The sequence below is a fragment of the Tardiphaga sp. 215_C5_N2_1 genome (assembly GCF_052076055.1).
In the GTDB taxonomy this organism is placed as follows: domain Bacteria; phylum Pseudomonadota; class Alphaproteobacteria; order Rhizobiales; family Xanthobacteraceae; genus Tardiphaga; species Tardiphaga robiniae.
Genome location: NZ_CP197240.1, coordinates 5,284,586 through 5,306,512 on the forward strand (window position 1 = coordinate 5,284,586; position 21,927 = coordinate 5,306,512).

23 protein-coding genes are annotated in these 21,927 nt (G+C 62.2%); 9 read left to right on the top strand and 14 right to left on the bottom strand.

Annotation, left to right across the window (positions count from 1 at the left end; genetic code table 11):
* Positions 1 to 147: 147 nt before the first annotated feature.
* The 3 genes from AB7828_RS25075 to AB7828_RS25085 form a co-directional block, all read right to left on the bottom strand.
* Positions 148 to 582 carry a cupin domain-containing protein gene (locus tag AB7828_RS25075; RefSeq protein ID WP_441231464.1) on the bottom strand — a complete coding sequence of 145 codons (435 nt, stop codon included), beginning with the start codon at positions 580 to 582 and terminating at the stop codon, positions 148 to 150.
* Positions 582 to 1,349: a hydroxyacylglutathione hydrolase gene (gloB, locus tag AB7828_RS25080; RefSeq protein ID WP_441231465.1), complete on the bottom strand. Its 768-nt coding sequence runs from the start codon at positions 1,347 to 1,349 to the stop codon at positions 582 to 584. Before gloB ends, AB7828_RS25075 begins: the two co-directional genes overlap by 1 nt.
* 84 nt (positions 1,350 to 1,433) lie before the next feature.
* Positions 1,434 to 1,781, bottom strand: coding sequence for an MliC family protein (locus AB7828_RS25085; RefSeq protein ID WP_441231466.1), 348 nt, complete (start codon positions 1,779 to 1,781; stop codon positions 1,434 to 1,436).
* 180 nt (positions 1,782 to 1,961) lie between these two features.
* Between AB7828_RS25085 and AB7828_RS25090 the strand changes: the two genes are divergently transcribed.
* Positions 1,962 to 2,744 (top strand): class I SAM-dependent methyltransferase, encoded by a 783-nt coding sequence (locus AB7828_RS25090; RefSeq protein ID WP_089262642.1) that lies wholly within the window; start codon positions 1,962 to 1,964, stop codon positions 2,742 to 2,744.
* A 3-nt stretch (positions 2,745 to 2,747) separates the two neighbouring features.
* On the opposite strand, the gene xerD is transcribed toward AB7828_RS25090, so the two are convergent.
* The 3 genes from xerD to AB7828_RS25105 all read right to left on the bottom strand — a co-directional run bounded on the left by xerD (position 2,748) and on the right by AB7828_RS25105 (position 5,268).
* The gene (xerD, locus tag AB7828_RS25095; protein WP_441231467.1) at positions 2,748 to 3,701 is read right to left on the bottom strand and encodes a site-specific tyrosine recombinase XerD; all 954 of its coding nucleotides are present in this window, start codon (positions 3,699 to 3,701) and stop codon (positions 2,748 to 2,750) included.
* A gap of 83 nt (positions 3,702 to 3,784) precedes the next feature.
* Positions 3,785 to 4,195 carry a nuclear transport factor 2 family protein gene (locus tag AB7828_RS25100; RefSeq protein ID WP_441231468.1) on the bottom strand — a complete coding sequence of 137 codons (411 nt, stop codon included), beginning with the start codon at positions 4,193 to 4,195 and terminating at the stop codon, positions 3,785 to 3,787.
* A gap of 32 nt (positions 4,196 to 4,227) precedes the next feature.
* The gene (locus AB7828_RS25105; RefSeq protein WP_441231469.1) at positions 4,228 to 5,268 is read right to left on the bottom strand and encodes an NAD-dependent epimerase/dehydratase family protein; all 1,041 of its coding nucleotides are present in this window, start codon (positions 5,266 to 5,268) and stop codon (positions 4,228 to 4,230) included.
* Positions 5,269 to 5,368: 100 nt separating this feature from the next.
* On the opposite strand from AB7828_RS25105, the gene AB7828_RS25110 reads away from it, so the two are divergent.
* Complete coding sequence (locus AB7828_RS25110) at positions 5,369 to 5,947, top strand: TetR/AcrR family transcriptional regulator (protein WP_120288316.1); 579 nt, start codon at positions 5,369 to 5,371, stop codon at positions 5,945 to 5,947.
* Here AB7828_RS25110 and AB7828_RS25115 read toward each other — a convergent pair.
* A complete protein-coding gene (locus AB7828_RS25115; protein WP_089262632.1) occupies positions 5,937 to 6,083 on the bottom strand; it encodes a histidine kinase in 147 nt (48 codons plus the stop codon). The two genes, AB7828_RS25110 and AB7828_RS25115, sit on opposite strands and share 11 nt — an antisense overlap.
* A 175-nt stretch (positions 6,084 to 6,258) precedes the next feature.
* Here AB7828_RS25115 and AB7828_RS25120 point away from each other — a divergent pair, with 175 nt between their 5' ends.
* The 5 genes from AB7828_RS25120 (at position 6,259) to AB7828_RS25140 (ending at position 11,625) form a co-directional block, all read left to right on the top strand.
* Complete coding sequence (locus tag AB7828_RS25120) at positions 6,259 to 6,900, top strand: shikimate kinase (protein ID WP_089262630.1); 642 nt, start codon at positions 6,259 to 6,261, stop codon at positions 6,898 to 6,900.
* On the top strand, positions 6,897 to 8,039 hold the full coding sequence (aroB, locus tag AB7828_RS25125) for a 3-dehydroquinate synthase (RefSeq protein WP_441231470.1): 1,143 nt from the start codon (positions 6,897 to 6,899) through the stop codon (positions 8,037 to 8,039). Before AB7828_RS25120 ends, aroB begins: the two co-directional genes overlap by 4 nt.
* Positions 8,040 to 8,094: 55 nt before the next feature.
* A complete protein-coding gene (locus AB7828_RS25130) occupies positions 8,095 to 9,444 on the top strand; it encodes a hemolysin family protein (RefSeq protein WP_231078190.1) in 1,350 nt (449 codons plus the stop codon).
* Positions 9,445 to 9,522: 78 nt separating this feature from the next.
* Positions 9,523 to 10,488, top strand: a complete 966-nt coding sequence (locus AB7828_RS25135; protein ID WP_441231471.1) for a Bug family tripartite tricarboxylate transporter substrate binding protein — start codon at positions 9,523 to 9,525, stop codon at positions 10,486 to 10,488.
* 177 nt (positions 10,489 to 10,665) lie between these two features.
* On the top strand, positions 10,666 to 11,625 hold the full coding sequence (locus AB7828_RS25140; protein WP_441231472.1) for a Bug family tripartite tricarboxylate transporter substrate binding protein: 960 nt from the start codon (positions 10,666 to 10,668) through the stop codon (positions 11,623 to 11,625).
* Positions 11,626 to 11,667: 42 nt separating this feature from the next.
* On the opposite strand, the gene AB7828_RS25145 is transcribed toward AB7828_RS25140, so the two are convergent.
* From AB7828_RS25145 to AB7828_RS25170, 6 genes are all read right to left on the bottom strand, one after another.
* A complete protein-coding gene (locus AB7828_RS25145) occupies positions 11,668 to 12,378 on the bottom strand; it encodes an ABC transporter ATP-binding protein (protein ID WP_441231473.1) in 711 nt (236 codons plus the stop codon).
* Positions 12,371 to 13,150 carry an ABC transporter ATP-binding protein gene (locus tag AB7828_RS25150; protein ID WP_441231474.1) on the bottom strand — a complete coding sequence of 260 codons (780 nt, stop codon included), beginning with the start codon at positions 13,148 to 13,150 and terminating at the stop codon, positions 12,371 to 12,373. The genes AB7828_RS25145 and AB7828_RS25150 overlap by 8 nt, the downstream gene beginning before the upstream one ends.
* Positions 13,147 to 14,085 carry a branched-chain amino acid ABC transporter permease gene (locus tag AB7828_RS25155; RefSeq protein ID WP_441231475.1) on the bottom strand — a complete coding sequence of 313 codons (939 nt, stop codon included), beginning with the start codon at positions 14,083 to 14,085 and terminating at the stop codon, positions 13,147 to 13,149. The genes AB7828_RS25150 and AB7828_RS25155 overlap by 4 nt, the downstream gene beginning before the upstream one ends.
* Positions 14,082 to 14,948, bottom strand: a complete 867-nt coding sequence (locus AB7828_RS25160; RefSeq protein ID WP_441231476.1) for a branched-chain amino acid ABC transporter permease — start codon at positions 14,946 to 14,948, stop codon at positions 14,082 to 14,084. Before AB7828_RS25160 ends, AB7828_RS25155 begins: the two co-directional genes overlap by 4 nt.
* A 6-nt stretch (positions 14,949 to 14,954) precedes the next feature.
* Complete coding sequence (locus tag AB7828_RS25165) at positions 14,955 to 16,115, bottom strand: ABC transporter substrate-binding protein (protein WP_441231477.1); 1,161 nt, start codon at positions 16,113 to 16,115, stop codon at positions 14,955 to 14,957.
* Between the two features lie 109 nt (positions 16,116 to 16,224).
* Positions 16,225 to 16,656 (bottom strand): nuclear transport factor 2 family protein, encoded by a 432-nt coding sequence (locus tag AB7828_RS25170; RefSeq protein ID WP_441231478.1) that lies wholly within the window; start codon positions 16,654 to 16,656, stop codon positions 16,225 to 16,227.
* A 268-nt stretch (positions 16,657 to 16,924) separates the two neighbouring features.
* On the opposite strand from AB7828_RS25170, the gene AB7828_RS25175 reads away from it, so the two are divergent.
* Positions 16,925 to 18,160, top strand: coding sequence for an amidohydrolase family protein (locus tag AB7828_RS25175; RefSeq protein ID WP_441231479.1), 1,236 nt, complete (start codon positions 16,925 to 16,927; stop codon positions 18,158 to 18,160).
* A gap of 32 nt (positions 18,161 to 18,192) precedes the next feature.
* Entirely contained in the window at positions 18,193 to 19,377 is a 1,185-nt protein-coding gene (locus tag AB7828_RS25180; RefSeq protein ID WP_441231480.1) for an amidase, read from the top strand.
* A 94-nt stretch (positions 19,378 to 19,471) separates the two neighbouring features.
* Here AB7828_RS25180 and AB7828_RS25185 read toward each other — a convergent pair whose 3' ends face one another.
* Positions 19,472 to 21,814: a Tex family protein gene (locus AB7828_RS25185; protein ID WP_441231481.1), complete on the bottom strand. Its 2,343-nt coding sequence runs from the start codon at positions 21,812 to 21,814 to the stop codon at positions 19,472 to 19,474.
* Positions 21,815 to 21,927: the final 113 nt, after the last annotated feature.

A 21,927-nucleotide genomic window follows, 5' to 3' on the forward strand; every position in this document is an offset into this window, starting at 1 on the left:
TCCGCTGACCTCATCCTGAGGAGCCCGGCCCTTGCGGGCGTCTCGAAGGATGTGCGACATGCGCCACCGCCGCGTTTCTGGCTTTCGCCGTACATCGCTTTACGGAGGACGCCGCATCGCAGCGAAGGATATGATCTGGAAGCCGAGCTAGTCGGGGTTCCAGCCCTTCGGTGCCAACTCAAACGTCGCGAAATCGAAACCCGGTGCCACGGTGCAGCCGACCAGTGTCCAGTCGCCAGTGGTGGAGGCGGCCTGCCAAGCATGCGGTGGGACAATGCCTTGCGGCTCTTGTCCAGCGGCGACGTCCGGCCCGAGCGTGATCGTGCGCTGGCCGGCGTCGCTGGCGATTTCCAGCGTAAGCGGAGCGCCCGCATGATAGTGCCAAACCTCGACGGCATCGATGCGATGCCAGTGCGAGCGTTCGCCTGATGCCAGCAGGAAGTAGATCGCCGTTGATGCCGCCCGCCCGCCGGCATCTATGCGACTGTCGCGAAACGTCTCGCGGTAGTGGCCGCCTTCGGGATGCGGCTGCAGGCCGAGCGTCGCGATGATCTCGGCTGCAGTTGGCGTCTTGCCTGTCATCAGGACTTGTTCTTGCGTTCACGGAGTTCGCCGAACACGTCGTCCTCGCTGAATCCCTTGAGGCGGACGGCGGCGGCGATGGCCGGATCGTCGGCGCGCAGAAACACGTTGGTCTTCTTCTCAAGCCCGAGCAGCACCGGGATGGTTGGCTTGCCGACGGCGCGCAGCTGCGCCACTTCGTCGGCGCGATTCTTCAGCGCTTCGTTGTTGGCGTCGATGCCGAGGCAGAACTTGACGTTGGCCGCGGTGTATTCGTGGCCGCAATAGACCCGGTAGTCGTCGGGCAGTGTGCGCAGCTTCTGCAGCGATTGCCACATCATCGGATAGGTGCCTTCGAACACCCGCCCGCAGCCGCCCGAAAACAGCGTGTCGGCTGAGAACAGCGCCAGCTCGCTGTCGAACACGTAGCAGATATGGTCGAGCGTATGACCGGGAGTCTCGAACACCCGCGCGGTGAGCGCGCCGACCTGCACGGTATCGCCTTCGGCGACGCGGACGTCGACTTCAGGAATTGCCGTGCCCTGATCGTGCGGTGCTGTGACCTTGCAGCCGTAGGTCTTCTTCAGCTCGGCGATGCCGCCGACATGGTCCGCATGGTGATGAGTCACCAGAATATCAGTGAGCTTCCAGCCTTCGCGCTGCAGCACCTTCATGATCGGACCGGCCTCCGGCGCGTCGATGGCGGCGGTCTTCAGGCTCTGCGGATCGTGAATCAGGTAGCCGAAATTGTCGGATAGGCAGGGGAACACGCGAATTTCAGCAGCCATGGTAACTCCGTTGGATCACGTCGTGATGCGCTCGCACATACGTGCGGCAAATTGATGGGGATGAATATGGGCGATGCATGACGGTCAGCGCGGTGTCACACATTGGCGCGCGGGCTGGCCGGCAACCTGCAGCGTGATGGTGGTCTGGCCCTTGCCGGCAATCCCGACATTGCCTTCGCCGTAGCGGAAACCGGAGCCCGATCGCTGGATCGGCATGCGCAGCGTTTCGCCATTGGGATAGAACAGGGTGATCGACTTGCCGCCGGAATTGTAATCGACGGAGATCTTATTGCCGCCCGGCAGTGCGGGGGTGCAGATGTAATCGACCGTCGCCGGATTGGCCTCGGCGGAGAATGGCGCGAGTGCTGCCACGGCCAGACCCGCGGCCGTCGCCGCCGTCCTCGTGATCGTTTGACCTCGGCGTGACAGCATTTTTGTCTCTCCTGCAACGACGTCGCGGCGCCAGTTTCTTCGAATAGGCCGCAGCCGGGCCGGCCTTGTCAATTGGTGCAACTCACCGCCCGCGATGGCCTGGATATCTGGCGTTAACGCTGCCCCGGCAATGCGCGATTCGGGGGATCGTGGGCGGCCGCAACGTGTTAGAAAGTCATCATGACCATCGATGTGATCGATCTCCGGGATTTCTATTCGCGCCGCCTCGGTATCGTGGCGCGGCGGTTGATCAATCGCGGTATTCAGGCGCATTGGCCCGACGCGGAGGGGCAGCGCGTGCTCGGTCTGGGGTACCCCACACCGTATCTCGGTCTTTTCCGGGAGAATTCCGAACGGTGCATCGCCTTCATGCCGGCGGCGCAGGGGGTGCTGAAATGGCCGACGGCAAAGCCCGCGCTGGCCACACTGGTCGACGAATTCTCGCTGCCGCTGCCGGATGCCGCCGTCGATCGCATCATCCTGGTGCACGCCCTGGAAATGTCCGACGATCCCGAAGGTCTGCTCCGCGAGGTTTGGCGCGTGCTTGCGCCGTCCGGCCGGTTGATGGCGGTGATTCCGAATCGCCGGGGCGTCTGGACCCGTACCGACTCGACGCCGTTCGGTCACGGCCGCCCCTATTCGCGCTCGCAAATCACGCAGTTGCTACGACAGACCTGGTTTACGCCGACGGCGTGGAGCGAGGCGCTGTTCATGCCGCCGGTCGGGATGGGCTGGTTTCTGCGCTCGGCGATGGCGTGGGAGCGGATTGGCGCGGCGTTGTCGATGCCGTTCGCCGGCGTGCATATCGTCGAAGCCACCAAACAGGTCTATCGGGCGATCCCCGCCAAGCGCGAACGCACGCGGTTGATTCCGGCGCTGCAGCCGGTACTGGTGCCGACCTCCGGGATGCGGCGTGACGATGAGACGGATCATCTTGGCGAGGCCGAGCCGCACTCGCGCTGAGCGCTATTTTTCCGCGAGCGGATGCAGGTCTCGGACCAGGCTCTTGAGCCGTTCTTCCACCACATGGGTGTAGATCTGCGTCGTCGAAATATCGGTATGACCGAGCAGAGTCTGCACGATGCGAAGATCGGCGCCGTTATGCAGCAGATGGCTGGCAAAGGCGTGGCGCAGCACGTGCGGCGACACCAGCCGCGGCGCAATGCCGGATGCCGCCGCGAGTTCTTTCAGATCGCGCGCGAAATGCTGCCGGGTGAGGTGGCCGCTCTCGCCAAAAGACGGAAACAGCCATTTCGAGGCTGCACTCTTTTTTGGTTGAGACTTCTGCAACTCGGCCATCGCGGCGAGATATTCCGCCATCGCCTGTTTGGCGGTTTCATTGAGGGGTACCAGCCGCTCCTTGTTGCCCTTGCCGCGCACCACGATCATGCGGGCATCGCGGCGCGCCGCGGTGAGCGGTAGCGAGACCAGCTCGGAGACGCGAAGCCCGGTGGCGTAGAGCACTTCGAGCAGACAATAGAGCCTGGCGTCGCGCAGCCGCTGTTGCGCTGAGGCTTCGGTATTCTGTGCCTGCGCCCGCGCCTGGACCAGCATGCGGTCGACGTCTGCGATCGACAGTACCTTGGGCAGGCTGCGGCCACGCTTCGGGCCCGACAGGATGGCGGCCGGGTCGTCGGTGCGGATTTTTTCGCTGAGCAGAAAGCGAAACAGATGCCGTATGGCGGAGAGCCGCCGCGCCACGGTGGTCGATTTGAAGCTGCGCTCGTCGAGGTCTTCCAGGTAGTCGCGCAGCAACTGGGTGTCGGCTGCCATGAAGCTGGATTTCGCTCCGGTGGCGAATTCGGAGAAATCTTCGAGGTCGCGGCGATAGGCGTCCAGTGTATTGACGCCAGCACCTTGTTCGGCGGCGAGCATGTCGAGGAACAGATTGGAGAGCTTGGCGTCTGAGGAAGTGGTCATGTGCCATCATAACCCATGATCCGGGCTGCAGCAGCGGTTTTCACTGGCTGCAGCAACCCGGAGCGAATGCAGATCCACAAAGATCAGGCAAGCTGTGTGATCGATGTGGCCTGCGACCAGATCACCATCCACTGCCGGTCACGCATTTCATAAGCATCGGTGTGCCAATAGTCGCCTGGCGGGACCTTGTGGCCCCCGAAAATCACCTCAATGCGGGCGCGATATCGGATCACGGCACTCGTGCCATACAGCCGCACGGCGATGTCACTGGGCGTCCATGTTAGGTACTTGATGTGGCCACCTGCAACGGCACCAAGATATTCGGCTTTTGACAGTGCCGCGCCGATCGGCGTGATCAGCTGGAAGTCTGCGGCGTGCAGCGGCTCGGCCGCTGCCATGTCGGCGCTTACAAGCGCACGAAGCCGCGCGCGTTCGATGCCCCGGATATCTTCAGCGTCCGGGTGCTCTTTCGGGGCGACGATGGATGAGGTCATAGGTTGGTTCCGTTGTTGTGCATTGTGGGAATTCAGGAGGCCGCGAGCAGGCCGTGGTCGATCAGGCTTTGTGCACTGGCGCGAATGGCCTCGTCGGCGGATCTTGGTTGCCAATCCAGCATTCGCTGTGCCTTCGCGGCACTGACACTCAGATCGACGTCGAGTTCATGGACGATCATGCGCGACCGTGCGCTGAACGGCGCCATTGCCTTGATCATCCAGTTAGGCACGTCGCCCGAGGGCAGAACCGGCGCATAATTCGGAAATGACTGCGCCAGTACGGCAGCCATGTCGCGCATCCATAGAAACTGCCCGGCAGCGATGAAGCGCTGACCTGACGCATCCGGATGGGTCATCGCCTTGATATGTGCATCAGCCACATCGCGGACATCGACCACCGCGATGCCGAAGCGCGGCACACGTTTGAGCTTGCCGCTCATCATCTGCTGAACCAGCCCGATTGACGTGCCGTAACTCGGACCTAGCAGAGGTCCGAAAATGATGCCGGGATTGATGACCGCGAGATCCAGTCCGGTTTCCGCAGCAAAGGCCCATGCCGCCCGTTCGGCCAGCGTCTTGGATTTATAGTAGGGCGTTGCTCGCTTGCCCGTCGGATCGGTCCAGTTGTCTTCGGTATACGGCGCCTTGCCGCTTCCGTGATTGGTGGCCGCGATCGAGGACGTCAGCACCACCCGCGTCACGCCTGCGCGGTGCGCGGCACGTAGTACCCGTAACGCGCCGTCCCGCGCGGGTTGGATCAGTTCATTTTCATCCTTCGGAAGGCCTGCCGGAAACGGCGATGCCGTGTGGATCACATAGCTGCAGCCTGTGACGGCGGCATCCCATCCGATGTCGGAGCAGAGGTCGGCTTCGACGAAACTGAGCGAGTGGGAGTCGGTTGGCGCCGCACAGATCTGCTTCGCGATCCGGTCGCAGCCGCTCATGCGACGAACGCTACCGCGGACGGCGTAGCCCTTGGCCAGCAACTGCCGGGCGATGTGTCCGCCCAGAAAGCCGCCGATGCCCGTGACAAGAACAATGGTCTCTCGATTGCCGACCGATTCCGAATGCATGTTCGCTCCTGTCCCATGTGGAATACGTGAATTGGACAATTGGACTATTATTGTCTAATTGTCTTTTGACGCTTTGGACACGAACTGTCAATCTGTCTGAATGAGCGAACGAGATGCCAAAACCGATCACATTCTGGATGCCGCACTCCCGGTGTTCGTCCGCCACGGTTTCCGCAAGGCGTCCATGGCCGATATCGCGCGCGCCGCGGGAATTTCGCGGGCGTCGCTCTATCTGAGCTTCAACAGCAAGGAAGATCTGTTTCGGGCGGGCTCGACGCGTGCCCATGCGCGGACCATGCGCGATGTCGAGGCGGCACTCTCAGGCGCTGGCGACGTGTTCGGTCGCATGGAGACGGCGATGGCTGTGTTTCAGCGCGAATTGATCGCCCCTTTCGCCGGCAGCGCCGACGCCATTGAACTGTTCGACGTCAACATGGCTCTGGCCAAAGACATCACGCTCGCCGCGCGAGCCCGACTGGTCGCTCTGCTGGCGCAGGCGCTGAGCGATGCCGAGACCGCGGGCATGATTAATCTCGGCTCATTGCAAGCCAGACCCGCCGACGTCGCCGGAGTCATCGTCGCTGCGATGGACGGGATCAAGCACGCGGAGGGAGCCGGTCCGAAATTCGCGGAGGACATGCAGCTCTTCATGCGCTTACTGCGCGCAGCTATTTCTTGAGAAACTTGTCCGGCTGGATGGTGACCGTCATGTCCCGCGGCTTCGGGTTGACGAAATTGGCCAGCGCGAAGATCACGCCATAGACCACGCCGACGATCACCGCGACGACCGTCAAAAAGCGGAACAGGCTGGGCATGATCAGGGAACTCGGCGGCGAAATGGGACGATTCGTTCCGCCGGGGGCGGTCACCCTGTCCGGATACAGACTGCAAGAGGTGCTGGCAACGCTGGCGCTGGGGGTAGTATAGGTGACCGGAATGCGGCAAACCTCTGCGATCCCTTGTCGCTCACTGATTTTGCAGGTGTTTTTGATGTCCGAGACCATCTTGCCGGCGATTGCCAGCGCCCCCCAGGAGGCCGCCATCGTCGCGGCGCTGGGAAAGCGCTCGGTCGTGCTGGTGGGCATGATGGGGGCGGGCAAATCGACCATCGGCCGGCGCATGGCGACGCGGCTGCGGCTTCCCTTTGTCGATGCCGACAATGAGATCGAGGCGGCGGCCGGGATGTCGATTCCGGACATTTTTGAAGTCCACGGCGAACCGCATTTCCGCGACGGTGAGGCACGGGTGATCGCCCGGCTGTTGGACAGTGGACCGATCCTGCTGGCGACCGGCGGCGGTGCCTTTCTGCGCGAGGAGACCCGCCAGCGCATCCGCGACAAGGCGATCTCGCTGTGGCTGAAAGCTGATGCGGATGTGATCCTGCGCCGGGTGCGGCGCCGGGAAAACCGCCCGCTGTTGAAGACCGCCGATCCCGCCGCGACTATTGCGCGGCTGATCGAGGCGCGCCATCCGTTCTACGAGCAGACCGACATCACGATCGACTCGCGCGACGTGCCGCATGAGAAGATCGTTGAGGAAGGCATCATCGCGCTGCACGAGCATCTGTTCCGCCCGCACGCAGCTTCCGCCATTTCCGAACCGACAGGCGATCCCTTGAGTTCTCAACTATGACCGCCCCGCTGAAACATTCCGATCCGATCATCGTGGAGGTCGCGCTGGCTGAGCGCGCCTATGACATCGTCATCGGCCGCAATGTACTGCCTTCGCTTGGTGCGCGTATCGCCAGACTGCGGCCGGGTGTGCGCACGGCGATCGTCACCGACAGGACCGTTGCCAAGCATTGGCTGACTGCAACGGAAGCCTCGCTGGCGGAAGCCGGCATTCCGACCTCGCATATCATTGTTGAGGAAGGCGAGGGGTCGAAGAGCTATGCGGGCCTGGAGAAAGTTTCCGAAGCACTGATCGCGGCAAAGATCGAGCGCAACGATCTCGTCATCGCGCTCGGTGGCGGAGTGGTTGGCGATCTCGCCGGCTTTGCCGCAGCGATCATCCGCCGTGGCGTCGATTTCGTGCAGGTGCCGACCTCCCTGCTGGCGCAGGTCGACTCATCCGTCGGCGGCAAGACCGGAATCAACTCGCCGCAGGGCAAGAACCTGCTCGGCGCGTTCCATCAGCCGGTACTCGTGGTGGCCGACACGGCGGTCCTCGACACGCTGTCGCCGCGGCAGTTTCGTTCGGGCTATGCGGAAGTCGCCAAATATGGCGTGCTTGGCGATGCCGCGTTCTTCACATGGCTTGAAGCCAATCATGCCGACATCATGCGCGGCGGCATTGCTCGTGAGCATGCGATCGCCACCTCGTGCCGTGCCAAGGCAGGCGTCGTGTCGCGCGACGAACGTGAGAATGGCGAGCGCGCACTGCTCAATCTCGGTCACACCTTCGGTCACGCACTGGAAGCGGTGACCGGTTTTTCAGACCGGCTGTTCCATGGCGAGGGCGTGTCGGTCGGCATGGTGCTGGCTGCGCAACTGTCGGCGCAACTCGGCATGATCGCAGAGAGCGATGCGACCCGCGTGCAGCGCCATCTTGCCGATGTGGGTCTGCCCACGAAGCTGCAGGACATTGCCGGCTTCGCGCAGGAAGGCCTCGCGGACGCGGATACGCTGATGGCGCTGATGGCGCAGGACAAGAAGGTGAAACGCGGCAAGCTCACCTTTATTTTGCTGGAAGCCGTCGGCCGGGCTGTCATTGCTGGCGATGTCGATCCCGCGACTGTTCGCGCGTTTCTGCATCAGAAGCTGACGGGATAGAACTGACCGTGTCCGGTTTGGGAACTACCAAAGCCGGCGCCGTCGCAGGACTTTCATGAATTCGATTACCGTCAATCTGCTGATAGCGATCTTCCTGCTCGCTGCCAACGCGTTTTACGTGGCGGCGGAGTTTGCGCTGGTCAAAAGCCGAGGCTTCCGCGTCAAGAGCATGGTCGAGCAGAACCGCTTCGGCGCGCGTCTGCTGCAGAACATGATGGGCAATATCGAAGCCTATCTGGCCTGCTGCCAGCTGGGCATCACCATGGCATCGCTGGGACTCGGCTGGGTTGGTGAGCCCACGGTGGCCGCACTGCTGAAACCGGTGCTCGATCCGCTCGGCCTGTCGGAATCCGCTCTGCACTTTACGTCCTTCATTACCGGCTTCCTCGTCTTCTCCTCGCTGCACATCGTGATTGGCGAGCAGGTGCCGAAGACGCTGGCGATCCGGCAGCCGGAGCCGGTGTCGCAATGGATCGCCTATCCGCTTTATGCGTCCTACATCCTGTTTTATCCGCTGAACTGGCTGCTCAACGCGGCGTCACGCGGCACGCTGGCACTGCTCGGTGTGCAGGAGGCGTCGCCGCATGAAATTCTCACCGGTGTCGAGATCGAAGGTCTTGTCGGTGAATCCGCCGAACATGGCGGCATCGCGTCAGGCGAGGCTGAGTATATCCAGAACGTGTTTCGCTTCGGCGATCTCGCGGTGTCCGATGTCATGGTCCATCGCACAGCGATGGTGACGCTGAATGCGGACCTGCCGTCCGAAGAACTGGTGCGCGAAGTGCTGGCCACTGAATACACCCGCATTCCCCTCTGGCGCGAGAAACCTGAAAACATCATCGGCGTACTGCACGCCAAGGATCTGTTGCGCGCGATCCGCGCGGTCGACGGCGACACCGCCAAGATCGATGTTGCCAGCATCGCGCTGCCACCGTGGTTCGTTCCGGAAATGCGCCCGCTGTCGGATCAGTTGAAAGCCTTCCGCCGTCGCAAGACCCACTTCGCGCTCGTCGTCGACGAATATGGCGAAGTCGAAGGCATGGTGACACTGGAAGACGTGCTGGAAGAAATCGTCGGCGACATCGCTGACGAGCATGACGTGGTCGTCGCGGGCGTGCGCGCGCAGGCCGATGGCTCGGTGGTGGTCGATGGCTCGGTGCCGATCCGCGACCTCAATCGCGCCATGGACTGGCATCTTCCGGATGATGAAGCGACCACGGTGGCTGGTCTCGTCATTCACGAGGCGCGCTCCATCCCCGAGCGCGGGCAGAGCTTCACCTTCTACAACTTCCGCTTCCGCGTGCTGCGCCGTGAGCGCAACCGCATCACCGCGCTGCGTATCGGGCCGGTGCCGACCGAGCCGGAAGTGCCGGAGAAAAAGCCGCGGGCCGGGACCTCGTTCTAGGCCCTCGCCGGTCCGGTTCTTGCTTTTGCTTTATTCCATGAGCTGCCATTCCATTGAATGGCGCAACTGGAGCGAGCGATGAGCAAGTCCTGGCGATTGTCATGCGTATTGGCCGCTGTGTTGATGTCCGGCGCTGCGCTGGCCGACACCAACTGGCCGACGAAGCCGATCAAGGCGGTCAATCCGTTCGGTGCCGGCAGTGCGGGAGACGTGGTCCCGCGCCTTTTCTTCGAAAAACTCAGCACGGAGCTCGGGCAGCCGATCGTGATTGAAAATCGCGTGGGTGCGGGCGGCTCGGTGGGCACGGGCGCGGTCGCGAAGAGCGATCCGGATGGCTACACCTTGCTGTCGCAGACCAACGCCATCTCCATAGCGCCCGCGATCTTCCCCAACCTCAACTACGACACCACCAGGGAGCTGTCCTCGGTGCTGATGATTGGCTATGCGGCCAATGTGATGATCGTGCCCAACGAACGGCCATGGAAAACGATTCAGGATTTCCTGGCTTCCGCGAAGACCAAGGGCACTGTGATCAATTACGGCTCGGTGGGCGTTGGCAGCGCCGTGCATATCAGTTCGGAAAAATTCCGCGCCGCTGCCGGTTTCGAGGCCACGCATATCCCCTATCGCGGCGGCTCCGAGGTGATTACCGATATCATCGGCGGTCGCATCGATTTCTACTTCTGCCCGCTGGCCACGGCGCTGCCGTTGATTCGCGAAGGCCAGGTCCGCGCGCTGGTGGTCTCGACACCGACGCGCGTGCGCGATCTGCCGGAGGTGCCGACACCGATCGACGCGGGCCTCAAGGATGCCGACAGCTCGATCTGGTTCGGCGTGTTCGTGCCATCGAAAACGCCGCCGGAGATCGTCGAGAAGCTCTATGTGACTGGCACCAAGGTGCTGAACACGGCTGACATGCAGGCTTCGCTGAAGAAGATTGGTGTCGAGCCGATGCCGATGAAGTCATCCGAGATGGATGCGCTGCTGGTCAAGGAAATCGCCGACAACAAGGTGCTGCTCAAAAGCGAGGTCGCGGCCAAGTAGGCGGACTGCCGGCCTTGCCAGCACGGGTGAGGCCGGCATTGTCGTTTGTCTGGGCTGGATCACCGCGCGTTTGGGCGTTGTTTTAGGCTTCAAACGGTCCGAAACTTGCTTCGTTGTCGCCGATTGGCCCGATCATTGGGCGGCCATTCCCCTCGAATGGTATTATTGGAGCAAGTAATGAATAAGCTTATGCGGTGGTCGTGTGTTTTCGCCGGTGTGCTGCTGTCGTCTGTCGCGGCGCAGGCCGAAAACAACTGGCCGAGCCGTTTGATCAAGGCCACCATCCCGTTCGGCCCCGGCAGCGCGACGGACGTTGTGCCGCGCATCTTCTTTGAGCGTCTCGGGCCTGAACTCGGCCAAACCATCGTGGTCGAGAATCGCGTTGGCGGCGGTGGCGCGGTGGGCACTGCGGCAGTCGCGAAGGCGGAGCCGGATGGCTACAGCGTGCTGGCGCATTCCTCCGCACTGACAATCACGCCGGCGATCAATGCAAGCCTGCCTTATGACACGTCGAAAGACCTGTCGTCGGTGATCATGATCGGCGTCAGCCCGCAGATCATGATCGTGCCGAAGGAGCGTCCCTGGAAAACCGTTGATGATTTCCTGAAGGATGCGAAGGCCAAGGGATCGTCGATCAATTTCGGTTCGGTTGGCATCGGCAGCGCCGTGCATATTAGCGCCGAGAAATTCCGGATGGCCGGTGGCTTTGAAGCGACGCACATCCCTTATCGCGGCGGGCCTGAAGTGATTGCCGATATCCTTGGTGGCCGTATCGATTTCTACTTTTGCCCAGCGGCGACGGCTTTGCCGCTGATCCGGGAAGGGCAGGTGCGTGCGCTCGTCGTCTCCACCGAAAAGCGGACGCCGGAACTGCCCGACGTGCCGTCACTGGTCGAGGTCGGACTGAAGGACGGCGTCAGTAACAGCTGGATCGGCGTATTCGTGCCGTCGAAGACGCCGCGCGAGATCGTCGACAAGATGCGCGATGCCGGCCTCAAGGTGCTGGCCAAGCCGGAGATGCAGGCGGCGCTGACGAAGATCGGCGTCGAACCGATGCCGATGGAGCCGAAGGCGATGGACGATCTCGTGGCGAAGGAAGTTGCCGCGAATATCGCGCTGCTGAAGAATGTGAAGTGACAGAACGTTGGCCTCGCCTCTAAGTCGAGGAGAGGCCAATAGCTACCCGCCCAGATAGGCCTCGCGAATGCGCGGATCGTCGGCCAGCACCGAGGCCGGGCCCGACAGCGTGATCGATCCGGTCTCCAGTACGAAAGCGCGTGCAGCCACTTCCAGTGCCATCGCCGAATTCTGCTCGACGAGCAACACGCCCAGTCCAGTGCGTTTATTCAGCTCGACGATCTTGTCGAACACCTGCTCGATCACGATGGGCGCGAGCCCCAGCGATGGCTCATCCAGCATCAGAAGGCTCGGCCGTGACATCAGCGCGCGGCCGATCGCCAGCATCTGCTGTTCGCCGCCGGAGAGCGACCACCCGCCTTGCTTGATGCGCTCTTTCAGCCGCGGAAACAGTTCGAACACCAGCGTCAGGTCGTCCTCGACCTCGGCCTTCTTGTAGGCGCGCGATGCTGTCCCTGTGATCAGGTTTTCGCGGACTGTGAGGCCCGGAAAAATCCGACGGCCTTCGGGGCAGTGTGCAAGGCCGGCCCCGACAATGGTTTCCACGGCCGTGCCATGAATGTTTTCGCCTTTCCACGAGATCGTGCCAGATGTCGGTCGCAGCAGGCCGGAGATGGTGCTCAGCGTCGTGGTCTTGCCGGCGCCGTTGCCGCCGATCAAGGCGACGATCTCGCCCATCTCGACGCTCAGGGAAATGCCCCTCAGCACTTCGATGTGGCCGTAGGAGACGCGAAGATTGTCGATCTTAAGCATGGCGATGCCGCCTGCCGAGATAGGCCTCTATCACCAACGGGTTGCACTGCACCTCGGACGGCGCGCCCTCGGCGATCTTCTTGCCGAAGTCGAGGACGGCAACGCGGTCGCTGATCCCCATCACCAGCCGCACATTGTGTTCGACCAGCAGCACGGTGATGCCCTTGCTTTTCAGTCTTGCGATGGTGTCGAGCAGGGTCATGCTCTCGGTCATGTTCATGCCGGCAGCGGGCTCGTCCAGCAGCAGCACGCCGGGCTTTGAAGCCAATGCGCGTGCGATTTCCAGCAGGCGCTGCTGCGCATAAGGCAGTTGGGTCGGACGGTCGTCCGTGCGCCCGGCGAGGCCGACGATGTCCAATGCCTCACGCGCCGTGCTCTCGATCTCAGTCTCGCGCTGCCGCTGTGTCGCGTTCGACAACATGATGTTGATCATCGACATGGGCGTGTTGCAGGCAGCGGCGACTTTCACATTTTCCAGCACGGTGAGATTGGAAAACATCCGGATGTTCTGGAACGTGCGTGCCAGCCCGAGCCGCGCGATGCGGTTGGGCCTGAGGCGGAAGATCTCCTTGCCGTCGATGCGGATCGAACCGGCATCGGCATGTGAGGCGCCGGACAGCGCATTCAGCAGCGTGGTCTTGCCCGAGCCGTTGGGACCGATGATCGCCTGCACGATCCCCTTGGGGACGTCGAGATCGACGCTGTCGAGCGCGACAAGGCCGCCGAAACGGCGCGTCACGCCGCGCGCGGTGATGATCGCTTGATCCGTCATCGCGCACCTGCCCAGCGTGGCAGCCGTGATGCCAGCGATGCGAGGCCGCCGGGCGCCAGCACGATCACGGCGATGACGCCGAGGCCGTAGAGCACGAGGTACCATTGCCCGAGAAACCGCAACGCCTCCGGCAGAATGGTCAGGCCGACGGCGCCGATGATGCAGCCGGGGATCGAGCCCATGCCGCCGACGATCAGCATGGTCATCAGCAGGATGGCCTGGGTGCCGGAGAAACTGTCCGGGCTGATGAAGCGGATCGAGGAGGCGTAGAGGCAACCCGCGAGGCCGGCATAGACCGCACCGATCATGAAGGCGATCAGCTTGGTACGCGTGGTGTCGACGCCGCTCTGTTCGGCGGCGATCTCGGAATCCTTGGTGGCGATCATGGCGCGGCCGAGGGACGACTGCCTGATCCGAGCGGCCACGAGAACCGCAATCGCCAGCACGGCGATCAGCAAATAGTAATGCTGGATCTGCCCCTGCGGGCCGATGCCGAACACGCTGATACCCGGGATCGCGCGGAGGCCGGAGGTGCCGCCGGTCACCGGCTCCCAATGTACGATGATCAACCGGACGATCTCGCCGAAGCCGATCGTGGTCATTGCGAGATAATAGGTGCGCAGCCGCAACGTCGGCAGGCCAAGCACGAGACTCGCCGCCATCACGATGACCACCGACAGGAATGGCGTCGTGATCCAGGGCAATCCGGCTTTGGCGGCGATGCCTGTAGTGTAGGCGCCGAGGCCGTAGAATGCGGCCTGGCCGAAATTGATCTGGCCGACCCAGCCGGTGGCGAAGTTCAAGCCGAGCACGACGATGGCGTTGAGGATGGCGATGTTGAGGAGCTGAATGACATAGTTGTCATGGGTCACTGCCGGGATCAGCAGCGCCACCACAACGCCAAGCGGGAGCGGAAACCAGTGTTTCACTGTCATACCTTCTCGCTGCTCTTCTCGCCGAACAGTCCGCGCGGCCAGGCCACGAGCACGGCGATCATCACGATGAAGGCATAGGCATCGCGGAAATTCGAGGAGATGTAGCGCGCGCCGAAGGTTTCGATGAGGCCGAGAAACAACCCGCCGATCACCGCGCCCGGCAGATTGCCGAAGCCGCCGATCACGCTGACGACGAAGCCCTTGAGACCTAAGCTGCCACCCATGGTCGGTTCGGCAAGAAAGATCGGCGCAACCAGCAGGCCAGCGATGCCCGACAGGATCGCACCGAAGGCAAAGGCCACCGCGATGATGCGGTTGACGGAAATCCCGACCAGCCGCGCGGTGTGCAGATCTTGCGCAGTCGCCTGCATCAGGATGCCGAAGCGCGTCCTGGTGAGCATCAGATATTGCAGCAGCAGGATCACGGCCAACGTACAAAAGATGAAGAGCTGGTGCATCGAAATGACGACGCCGGCAAAACGCAGCGGTGGGCCGCGCACCGGCGAGGGCAGCGAGACCGGCAGCGGCCCCCAGACGATCAGCGCGATGTTCTCCAACACGATGCCCATCGCGATGGTGGTGAGGATCACGAGGAATGGTGGCCGCCCGCGCAAGGGGAAATAGACCAGCACCATGAAGACGATGCCGATCAGCGCCATCGCCAGCATGGTGGAGGCCCAGGCCAGCGCCATCGGCAGTTCATACGTCACCGCGCCCGAAATGCCGATAAAGGCACCGAGCATCAACAACTGTCCCTGCGCGAAATTGACGATCTGAACGGTGTTGAAAATCAGCAGCAGACCGAGCGCCACGAGAGCGTAGATGCTCCCGAGCGCCAGACCGTTGACGACGAGCTGGCCCATGAAGTTTTAGAACCCGCTCTCTTTGATCGGCCCAGTGAATTCGGGGGTCTTGCCCTTGTTGCGGTAGATGCCGAGCGTATGGGTAAGATCGCCATTGGCATCGGCCTGGTAGGAGATCAGCATGCCCTTGAAGTCCTTGGTGGCTGCAAGGGCATCACGGATCGCCGGCTTGTCGCAGCCGACTTTCTCAATGATCGACTTCAGCATGAAGACCGAGTCGTAATAGGAGACGGTGAAGTTGTCGGCCGGCACTTTGTATTTGTCCTGCACGCGCTTTGCCCAATCCAGAATTTTCGGATCGGTCGAGGTTTGGGGGATCATCCCCCCGATCGCGTAGTTGCCGTCGGCTTCGGCTGCGGACAGATTGTTCAGGGTGGTCTGCGCGACAATGCTGGTATTGCCGATGGTGGTCAGCTTGATGCCGAGATCTCCCATCTGCTTCAGCACCAGCGTGATGTCGGAGGGACGACCGAACAGGATCAGGCTGTCGGCGTCCTTGTCCTTGATCTCCAGAAGCTGCGCGCTCATGTCCTTGTCGGACGGGGCATAAGAGGCTGTCGTGACCGGCGTGACATTGAGTTTGGCGAGTGCCGCCTGAATGCCCTTCGACGCGCCGAGGCCGTAATCGTCGGCAACGACGAGAATGCCGGGCTTGGTCTTCTTCAGTGACTTCACGAGATATTCTGGGATCAGCTCGGCGAGCTGGCCGTCATGGGCGTGGGTGCGGAACAGCCACTTTGAGCCCTGCGCGGTGACTTTCGCGTTGGTGGCGCCGACGATGAACGGGGTCTCGGATTTGTTGACGCTCTCGGTCTGTGCAAACACATGCGGCGAGATCATCGACGACATGATGACCAGCGGCTTGCTCTCGATGATGCGATTCATCGCATTCAGAGCGTCGGTCGACGAGGCGCCGGTGTCCTCGGTGGTGAGTGCGATCTTCTTGCCGGAAATGCCGCCGGCGGCGTTGATCTCGTCGACAGCGAATTCAGCGCCATTGCGGGCTTGGGTGCCGAGCAACGCAAGGTTACCAGTCAGCGGCGTGGTCAATCCGAACGGGATCGTCGCTGGGCAGGCCGCGGCATCGGCCTTGGCAGTGTTGGTGACACCGATCAGGCACAGCAGCGCCGCGCCTGTCATCATGGTCTTGGAGAATCCCTGCAACATCGACGTTCCCTGGTTACACTCAGCTTGCATTCTGTATGCAAGCTGAGTGCCAGATCGTCGACATTTCAAGGTGCTGAATGCCGGCGGCGATCAAGCCGCCGTGTTTACGCTACGCTTCGATATCCATGCGTATGAGAATGCGCTCGGCGCTGTCGTTCCAGACATCCATCCTCACGATCTTGCCGTCGCGCACGACGAAGCGATCGACATAGCGATTGCTTTCGAACGGCGTGCCGTCATGCCATTCGCCATAGAGCGTTCCGGTATTGTAGACGATGGTCTCGCCATTCCCCGGCGATACGTCGGTGCGCTCCATCTTCTTCTTCACCCATTTGTAGCGCATCGCGTTGAACGCGGTGGCATCGCGCGGATGCTTGAACTTGCGACCGCCGGTGAAGGTGATCGCGACGTCGGCCGACATGAAGGTGCCGGCGGTTTCCGGGTCCGGCACCATGGAGGCGACGAGAAACCGCTCGACGAGGTCGGCAGCCTGGGCGGTTTCATCGGTGACGGGCGCAAGCGCGGTGGGGGATTGCGACATCGGGTTTCTCCTGCGGGCAGATGCTGGCGCCATCATAGCAAAACCGCTGCCAGAATTGTATTCGGTAGATGCATCAGATCGTATACAATTCTTGTGTGGCGCGCCTCATTATTGGGCGTTCCTTGAAGCAAGATTTGAAGATATTGTCTTATTTTCAGATAGTTAATCAGAGGTTGAATCGCATGCGCCTTGGCACATGCCTTGCTTGCCCGCGCATATGCTTTCGCTACGTCCCGCTCGGTGGCGTGGCCTCTTCAGGAGTCCTCCCATGACCTTCGATCTCATCCTGCGCAACGCGCGCATTGCCGACCGGCCTGATGGCCCGGTGGATATCGGCATTCGCGGCGGGCGGTTCGAGGCCATCGAGATCGGCCTGCCGCGCGGCGTGGCGCCGGATCAGGATGTCGGCGGCCGGCTGCTCGTGCCGGGCTTTGTGGAGACGCATATTCATCTCGACAAATCCTGCCTCCTGGGCCGCTGCAATTGCGCGAAGGGTACGCTCGCGGAGGTGATCAGCGAAGTCTCCCGGGCCAAACGCGATTTCACCGAAGAGGACGTCTATGCACGCGCATCGCAGACGCTGGAGAAAGCGATCAAGCACGGCACCAACCGCATGCGCACGCATGTGGAGGTCGATCCGCGTATCGGGTTGACCAGTTTTCGCGCGCTGAAGAAGTTGAAGCAGGATTACGCCTGGGCGATCGATCTGCAGTTGTGTGTGTTTCCGCAGGAGGGATTGCTCGACGATCCCGGCTGCGAGGAGGTCCTGCTGCAGGCGATGCGAGAGGGCGCCGATCTGGTCGGCGGTGTGCCTTACATCGACAAGGATTCGAATGGCCAGATCGCCAGGATTTTTGGTATCGCGCAGGAGTTTGGCGTCGATATCGATTTCCACCTCGATTTCGATCTCGATCCAACGCGGTCGGACTACGAAGAGGTCTGCCGCATGACGGAGGCCACGGGCTGGGGCGGCCGCGTGGCCATCGGTCATGCCACAAAGCTGTCGGCGATGCCGCCAGCGGATTTCGAGGCGGCCGCGAAATGGCTCGCCGATGCCGGCGTCGCGGTCACGGTGTTGCCGGCGACCGACCTGTTCCTCACTGGCCGCGATTACGATAACAATGTGCCGCGCGGCGTCACCTCGGCGCACAAGCTCCGTGCGCTCGGCGTCAACGCCAATATCTCCACCAACAACGTGCTGAATCCGTTCACGCCGTTCGGCGATGTCTCGCTGATCCGCATGATCAATCTCTATGCCAATGTGATGCAGGTCGGCGCCATGGACGACCTTGCCGGATGTCTCGACCTCGTGACGTCCGCACCGGCGACGCTGCTCAACCTGAAGCACTACGGCATTGCCGTCGGCAATCCCGCCGATCTCGTGGTGCTCGATTGCGAGACCAAGGCAGAGGCGGTATGCGAGATCGCGCAGCCGCTGTTCGGTTTCAAGAACGGCATCAGGACCTTCATCAGGCCGGCTGCGAGTCTGCTCAAGCCCCACTGAAGCGGGCGTCCTTTTGTCGTACGGAGACTTCGATGCCGATCAATGACACGCTCAACGCCTTTGTGGATCATGGCCACATCGAAGTGCAGACCACGACAGAGGGGCCTCTCGCGGGTCTCACCTTTGCGCTGAAGGATTTCTTCGATCTCGCCAATGTGCCGACCGGCGCCGGCAGCCCGGAATGGCTAGCGACACATCCGGTGCCGACAAAGTCGACGCCGATCGTGGATCGCTTGTTGAATGCCGGTGCGAAGCTCGTCGGCAAGACGCACACCGATGAACTGGCCTGGAGCCTGAATGGCGAGAACGCGCATTACGGCACGCCGATTAATCCGGCTGCGCCCGGCCGCATTCCCGGTGGCTCGTCCAGTGGTTCCGCTGCAGCGACCGCCGGTGCGCTGGTCGATTTCGCCATCGGCTCCGACACCGGTGGTTCGGTGCGTTTGCCCGCCAGCTATTGCGGTGTCTACGGCGTTCGCACCACGCATGGTCGCATTCCGCTCGATGGCGCGGTGCCGCTGGCGCCGAGCTACGACACTGTCGGCTGGTTCGCGCGCACGCCCGAATTGATGGTCGAGGTCGGCAAGGTGTTGCTCGACAAGGCGCGTGCCCCGCGCCGGGTGAAGAAGGTTCTGATCGCAAGCGACCTGTTTGGCGCCGTCGATGAAAAGGTTCGCAACCTGCTGCAGCCGTCGGTCGATCGCATCAAGTCGCTGGTTGGCGCGAGCGAGGAGGTGGATGTCGCGGGCGGCGAACTCAACGCCTGGCGCAATACGTTCCGCGTGGTCCAGTCGGAGGAGGCTTGGGCCGCACAGGGCGAATGGATCAAGGCGACCCAGCCGAAGCTCGGCCCCGGCGTGAAGGAGCGTTTCGCTGCTGCTGCGGTTCTCGATCCCGCCGAGATCGCCGCTGCGCGGGCCATGCGAAAAGTCATCATTGAACGCGTGCTGTCGCTGCTGCCGACCGATACGGTGTTGCTGCTGCCGACCGCGCCGGGGATTGCGCCGCTGCGCAATACACCGGATGCGACGCTCGACGTATTTCGTGCCCGCGCGATCGAACTGCTGTGTGTGTCCGGCCATGCCGGCACGCCGCAGGTCTCACTGCCTGTCGCCAGACTCGACGATTGCCCGATCGGGCTGTCGATCATGGGCGCGCGTGATTGCGATGAGGATATTTTGCAGTTGGCTGTAGAGTTGGGGGAGGCGCAGGCCTAACAGCCGTCATTGCGAGGAGCATTTGCGACGAAGCAATCCAGACTTCGCTTTTGGCTTCTGGATTGCTTTGCTTCGCTCGCAATGACGGGGAGAGTTACTTCGCCTTCCCCGCGCCCTTCTCGGCCGCGCGGCGCAATGCTTCCGCAAATGCACCACCGCCACTGCTCTCTTGCTTCGCCGGAGCACGCGATGTCATCTGGCGCTCGTTGAAGCGCGGGCCGCGATCGGCTTGCGGGCGATCGGCCTTGGCTCCGACGGGATCGTCCATGCGCAGCGTCAGCGCGATGCGTTTGCGGGCGACTTCGACTTCAAGCACCTTCACCTTGACGATGTCGCCTGATTTCACGACTTCGCGCGGATCCTTGATGAAGGTCTTGGACATCGCGGAGATGTGCACCAGGCCGTCCTGATGCACGCCGATATCGACGAAGGCGCCGAAAGCAGCGACGTTGGTCACGGTGCCTTCGAGCACCATGCCGGGCTTGAGATCGCTCAGCTTCTCGACGCCTTCCATGAACACCGCAGCCTTGAAGGCGGGGCGGGGGTCGCGACCGGGCTTTTCGAGTTCTTTCAGGATGTCGGTGACGGTCGGCAGACCGAAGGTGTCATCGACGAAGGTCTTGGGCTGCACCTTGCGCAGGATCTCGGCATTGCCGATCAGCGCCTTGATGTCGCTCTTGGTGGCTTCGAGTATCTTGCGCACCAGCGGATAGGCTTCCGGATGCACGCCGGATTTATCAAGCGGATCCTCGCCGTCATTGATGCGCAGGAAGCCGGCGCATTGTTCGAACGCCTTCGGGCCAAGCCGCGGCACTTCCTTCAGCGCCTTGCGTGACTTGAACGGGCCGTTGGCGTCGCGGTGCTGCACGATGCTCTGCGCCAGACCGGTGCCGATGCCGGACACGCGTGCCAGCAGCGGCGCCGATGCCGTGTTCACGTCGACACCGACGCCGTTCACGCAGTCTTCCACGACGGCATCAAGCGACCGCGCCAGTTTGCTCTCGCCGAGGTCGTGCTGATACTGGCCGACGCCGATCGCTTTTGGATCGATCTTCACCAGTTCGGCCAGCGGATCCTGCAGGCGGCGCGCGATCGACACCGCGCCGCGCAGCGTCACGTCGAGCTCGGGTAGTTCTTCAGAGGCAAAGGCGGAGGCCGAATAGACCGACGCGCCAGCTTCCGACACCACGATCTTCGACATCTTCGAATCGGGCAGCAGCTTGACCAGCTCCATCGCCAGCTTGTCGGTCTCGCGCGAAGCGGTGCCGTTGCCGATGGCGATCAGGTCGACCTTGTGCTGGACGGCGAGCTTGCCGAGGATCGCCAGCGACGCATCCCACTGGCGCTGCGGCTCATGCGGATAAATCGTGGTCGTTGCGACGACTTTACCGGTGGCGTCGATAATCGCGGTCTTCACACCCGAACGGAAACCGGGATCGAGACCCATGGTGACGCGCGCGCCGGCAGGCGCTGCGAGCAGGAGATCGCGCAAATTGGAGGCGAACACGCGGACGCCTTCTTCTTCGGCCGCAGTCCACAGCCGCATGCGCAGGTCGATGTTGAGATGCACCTGGATCTTGGTGCGCCAGGCCCAGCGGGTGGTTTCGGTCAGCCACTTGTCGCCGGGGCGGCCCTGATCGGAGACGCCGAAGCGGTTCATGATCTTCAGCTCATAGGAGCTGGGTGTGGTTGTCGGAGCAGGCGTCGCCGGCACCGGCTCGGGCTGCATCGCGAGATCGAGGATCTCTTCCTTCTCGCCGCGGAACAGCGCGAGGATGCGATGCGACGGCAGCTTGTGCAGCGGCTCGCTGAAGTCGAAATAGTCCTTGAACTTCTCGCCTTCGGTCTTCTTGCCGGTGCGCACGGTCGAGGCCATCAGGCCGTTCGACCACATCTGCTCGCGCAGCGCGCCGATCAGATCGGCATCTTCGGCGAAGCGCTCGACAAGAATGGCGCGCGCGCCGTCGAGTGCAGCGGCGACATCGGCGACGTTCTTCTCGGCATTGACGAAAGCTTCGGCAACTTTCTTCGGATCGTTCTGCGGCTCGGTGAGCAGCAGTTCCGATAGCGGTTCAAGGCCGGCTTCCTTGGCGATCTCGGCCTTCGTGCGGCGCTTCGGTTTGAACGGCAGATAGATGTCCTCGAGACGGCCCTTGGTGTCGGCGGTCATAATCGCCGTTTCGAGCGCGGCATCGAGCTTGCCCTGTTCGCGCACCGATTCCAGAATCACGAGGCGGCGTTCTTCGAGTTCGCGCAGATAGGTCAGGCGTTCTTCCAGCGTGCGCAGCTGCGCGTCATCGAGACCGCCGGTGATTTCCTTGCGGTAGCGTGCAACGAAGGGCACCGTCGCGCCGCCGTTGAGCAGTTCTACCGTCGCCGCGACCTGCTGTTCGCGCACGCCAAGTTCGTCTGCGATCTTCTGATTGATGTTTGCCACGCGTAGAGATTCCTTCGAAATTCCGTGGCGGGTCATACCGCCGTCGCAAAACGCTTATGGACCGATGCCGCACGATTCATCAACCCCGGCGGATGCAGTCGATTGTTCTGTGG

Excerpts from the sequence above, each read along its gene's own strand:
- aroB (WP_441231470.1), top strand. The coding sequence starts at position 6,897 with ATGACCGCCCCGCTGAAACATTCCGATCCGATCATCGTGGAGGTCGCG.
- AB7828_RS25140 (WP_441231472.1), top strand. The coding sequence starts at position 10,666 with ATGAATAAGCTTATGCGGTGGTCGTGTGTTTTCGCCGGTGTGCTGCTG.
- AB7828_RS25175 (WP_441231479.1), top strand. The coding sequence starts at position 16,925 with ATGACCTTCGATCTCATCCTGCGCAACGCGCGCATTGCCGACCGGCCT.
- AB7828_RS25135 (WP_441231471.1), top strand. The coding sequence starts at position 9,523 with ATGAGCAAGTCCTGGCGATTGTCATGCGTATTGGCCGCTGTGTTGATG.
- AB7828_RS25100 (WP_441231468.1), bottom strand. The coding sequence starts at position 4,195 with ATGACCTCATCCATCGTCGCCCCGAAAGAGCACCCGGACGCTGAAGAT.
- AB7828_RS25110 (WP_120288316.1), top strand. The coding sequence starts at position 5,369 with ATGAGCGAACGAGATGCCAAAACCGATCACATTCTGGATGCCGCACTC.
- gloB (WP_441231465.1), bottom strand. The coding sequence starts at position 1,349 with ATGGCTGCTGAAATTCGCGTGTTCCCCTGCCTATCCGACAATTTCGGC.
- AB7828_RS25115 (WP_089262632.1), bottom strand. The coding sequence starts at position 6,083 with ATGCCCAGCCTGTTCCGCTTTTTGACGGTCGTCGCGGTGATCGTCGGC.
- xerD (WP_441231467.1), bottom strand. The coding sequence starts at position 3,701 with ATGACCACTTCCTCAGACGCCAAGCTCTCCAATCTGTTCCTCGACATG.
- AB7828_RS25130 (WP_231078190.1), top strand. The coding sequence starts at position 8,095 with ATGAATTCGATTACCGTCAATCTGCTGATAGCGATCTTCCTGCTCGCT.
- AB7828_RS25120 (WP_089262630.1), top strand. The coding sequence starts at position 6,259 with ATGTCCGAGACCATCTTGCCGGCGATTGCCAGCGCCCCCCAGGAGGCC.
- AB7828_RS25085 (WP_441231466.1), bottom strand. The coding sequence starts at position 1,781 with ATGCTGTCACGCCGAGGTCAAACGATCACGAGGACGGCGGCGACGGCC.
- AB7828_RS25150 (WP_441231474.1), bottom strand. The coding sequence starts at position 13,150 with ATGACGGATCAAGCGATCATCACCGCGCGCGGCGTGACGCGCCGTTTC.
- AB7828_RS25160 (WP_441231476.1), bottom strand. The coding sequence starts at position 14,948 with ATGGGCCAGCTCGTCGTCAACGGTCTGGCGCTCGGGAGCATCTACGCT.
- AB7828_RS25090 (WP_089262642.1), top strand. The coding sequence starts at position 1,962 with ATGACCATCGATGTGATCGATCTCCGGGATTTCTATTCGCGCCGCCTC.
- AB7828_RS25170 (WP_441231478.1), bottom strand. The coding sequence starts at position 16,656 with ATGTCGCAATCCCCCACCGCGCTTGCGCCCGTCACCGATGAAACCGCC.
- AB7828_RS25165 (WP_441231477.1), bottom strand. The coding sequence starts at position 16,115 with ATGTTGCAGGGATTCTCCAAGACCATGATGACAGGCGCGGCGCTGCTG.
- AB7828_RS25105 (WP_441231469.1), bottom strand. The coding sequence starts at position 5,268 with ATGCATTCGGAATCGGTCGGCAATCGAGAGACCATTGTTCTTGTCACG.
- AB7828_RS25075 (WP_441231464.1), bottom strand. The coding sequence starts at position 582 with ATGACAGGCAAGACGCCAACTGCAGCCGAGATCATCGCGACGCTCGGC.
- AB7828_RS25155 (WP_441231475.1), bottom strand. The coding sequence starts at position 14,085 with ATGACAGTGAAACACTGGTTTCCGCTCCCGCTTGGCGTTGTGGTGGCG.
- AB7828_RS25180 (WP_441231480.1), top strand. The coding sequence starts at position 18,193 with ATGCCGATCAATGACACGCTCAACGCCTTTGTGGATCATGGCCACATC.
- AB7828_RS25145 (WP_441231473.1), bottom strand. The coding sequence starts at position 12,378 with ATGCTTAAGATCGACAATCTTCGCGTCTCCTACGGCCACATCGAAGTG.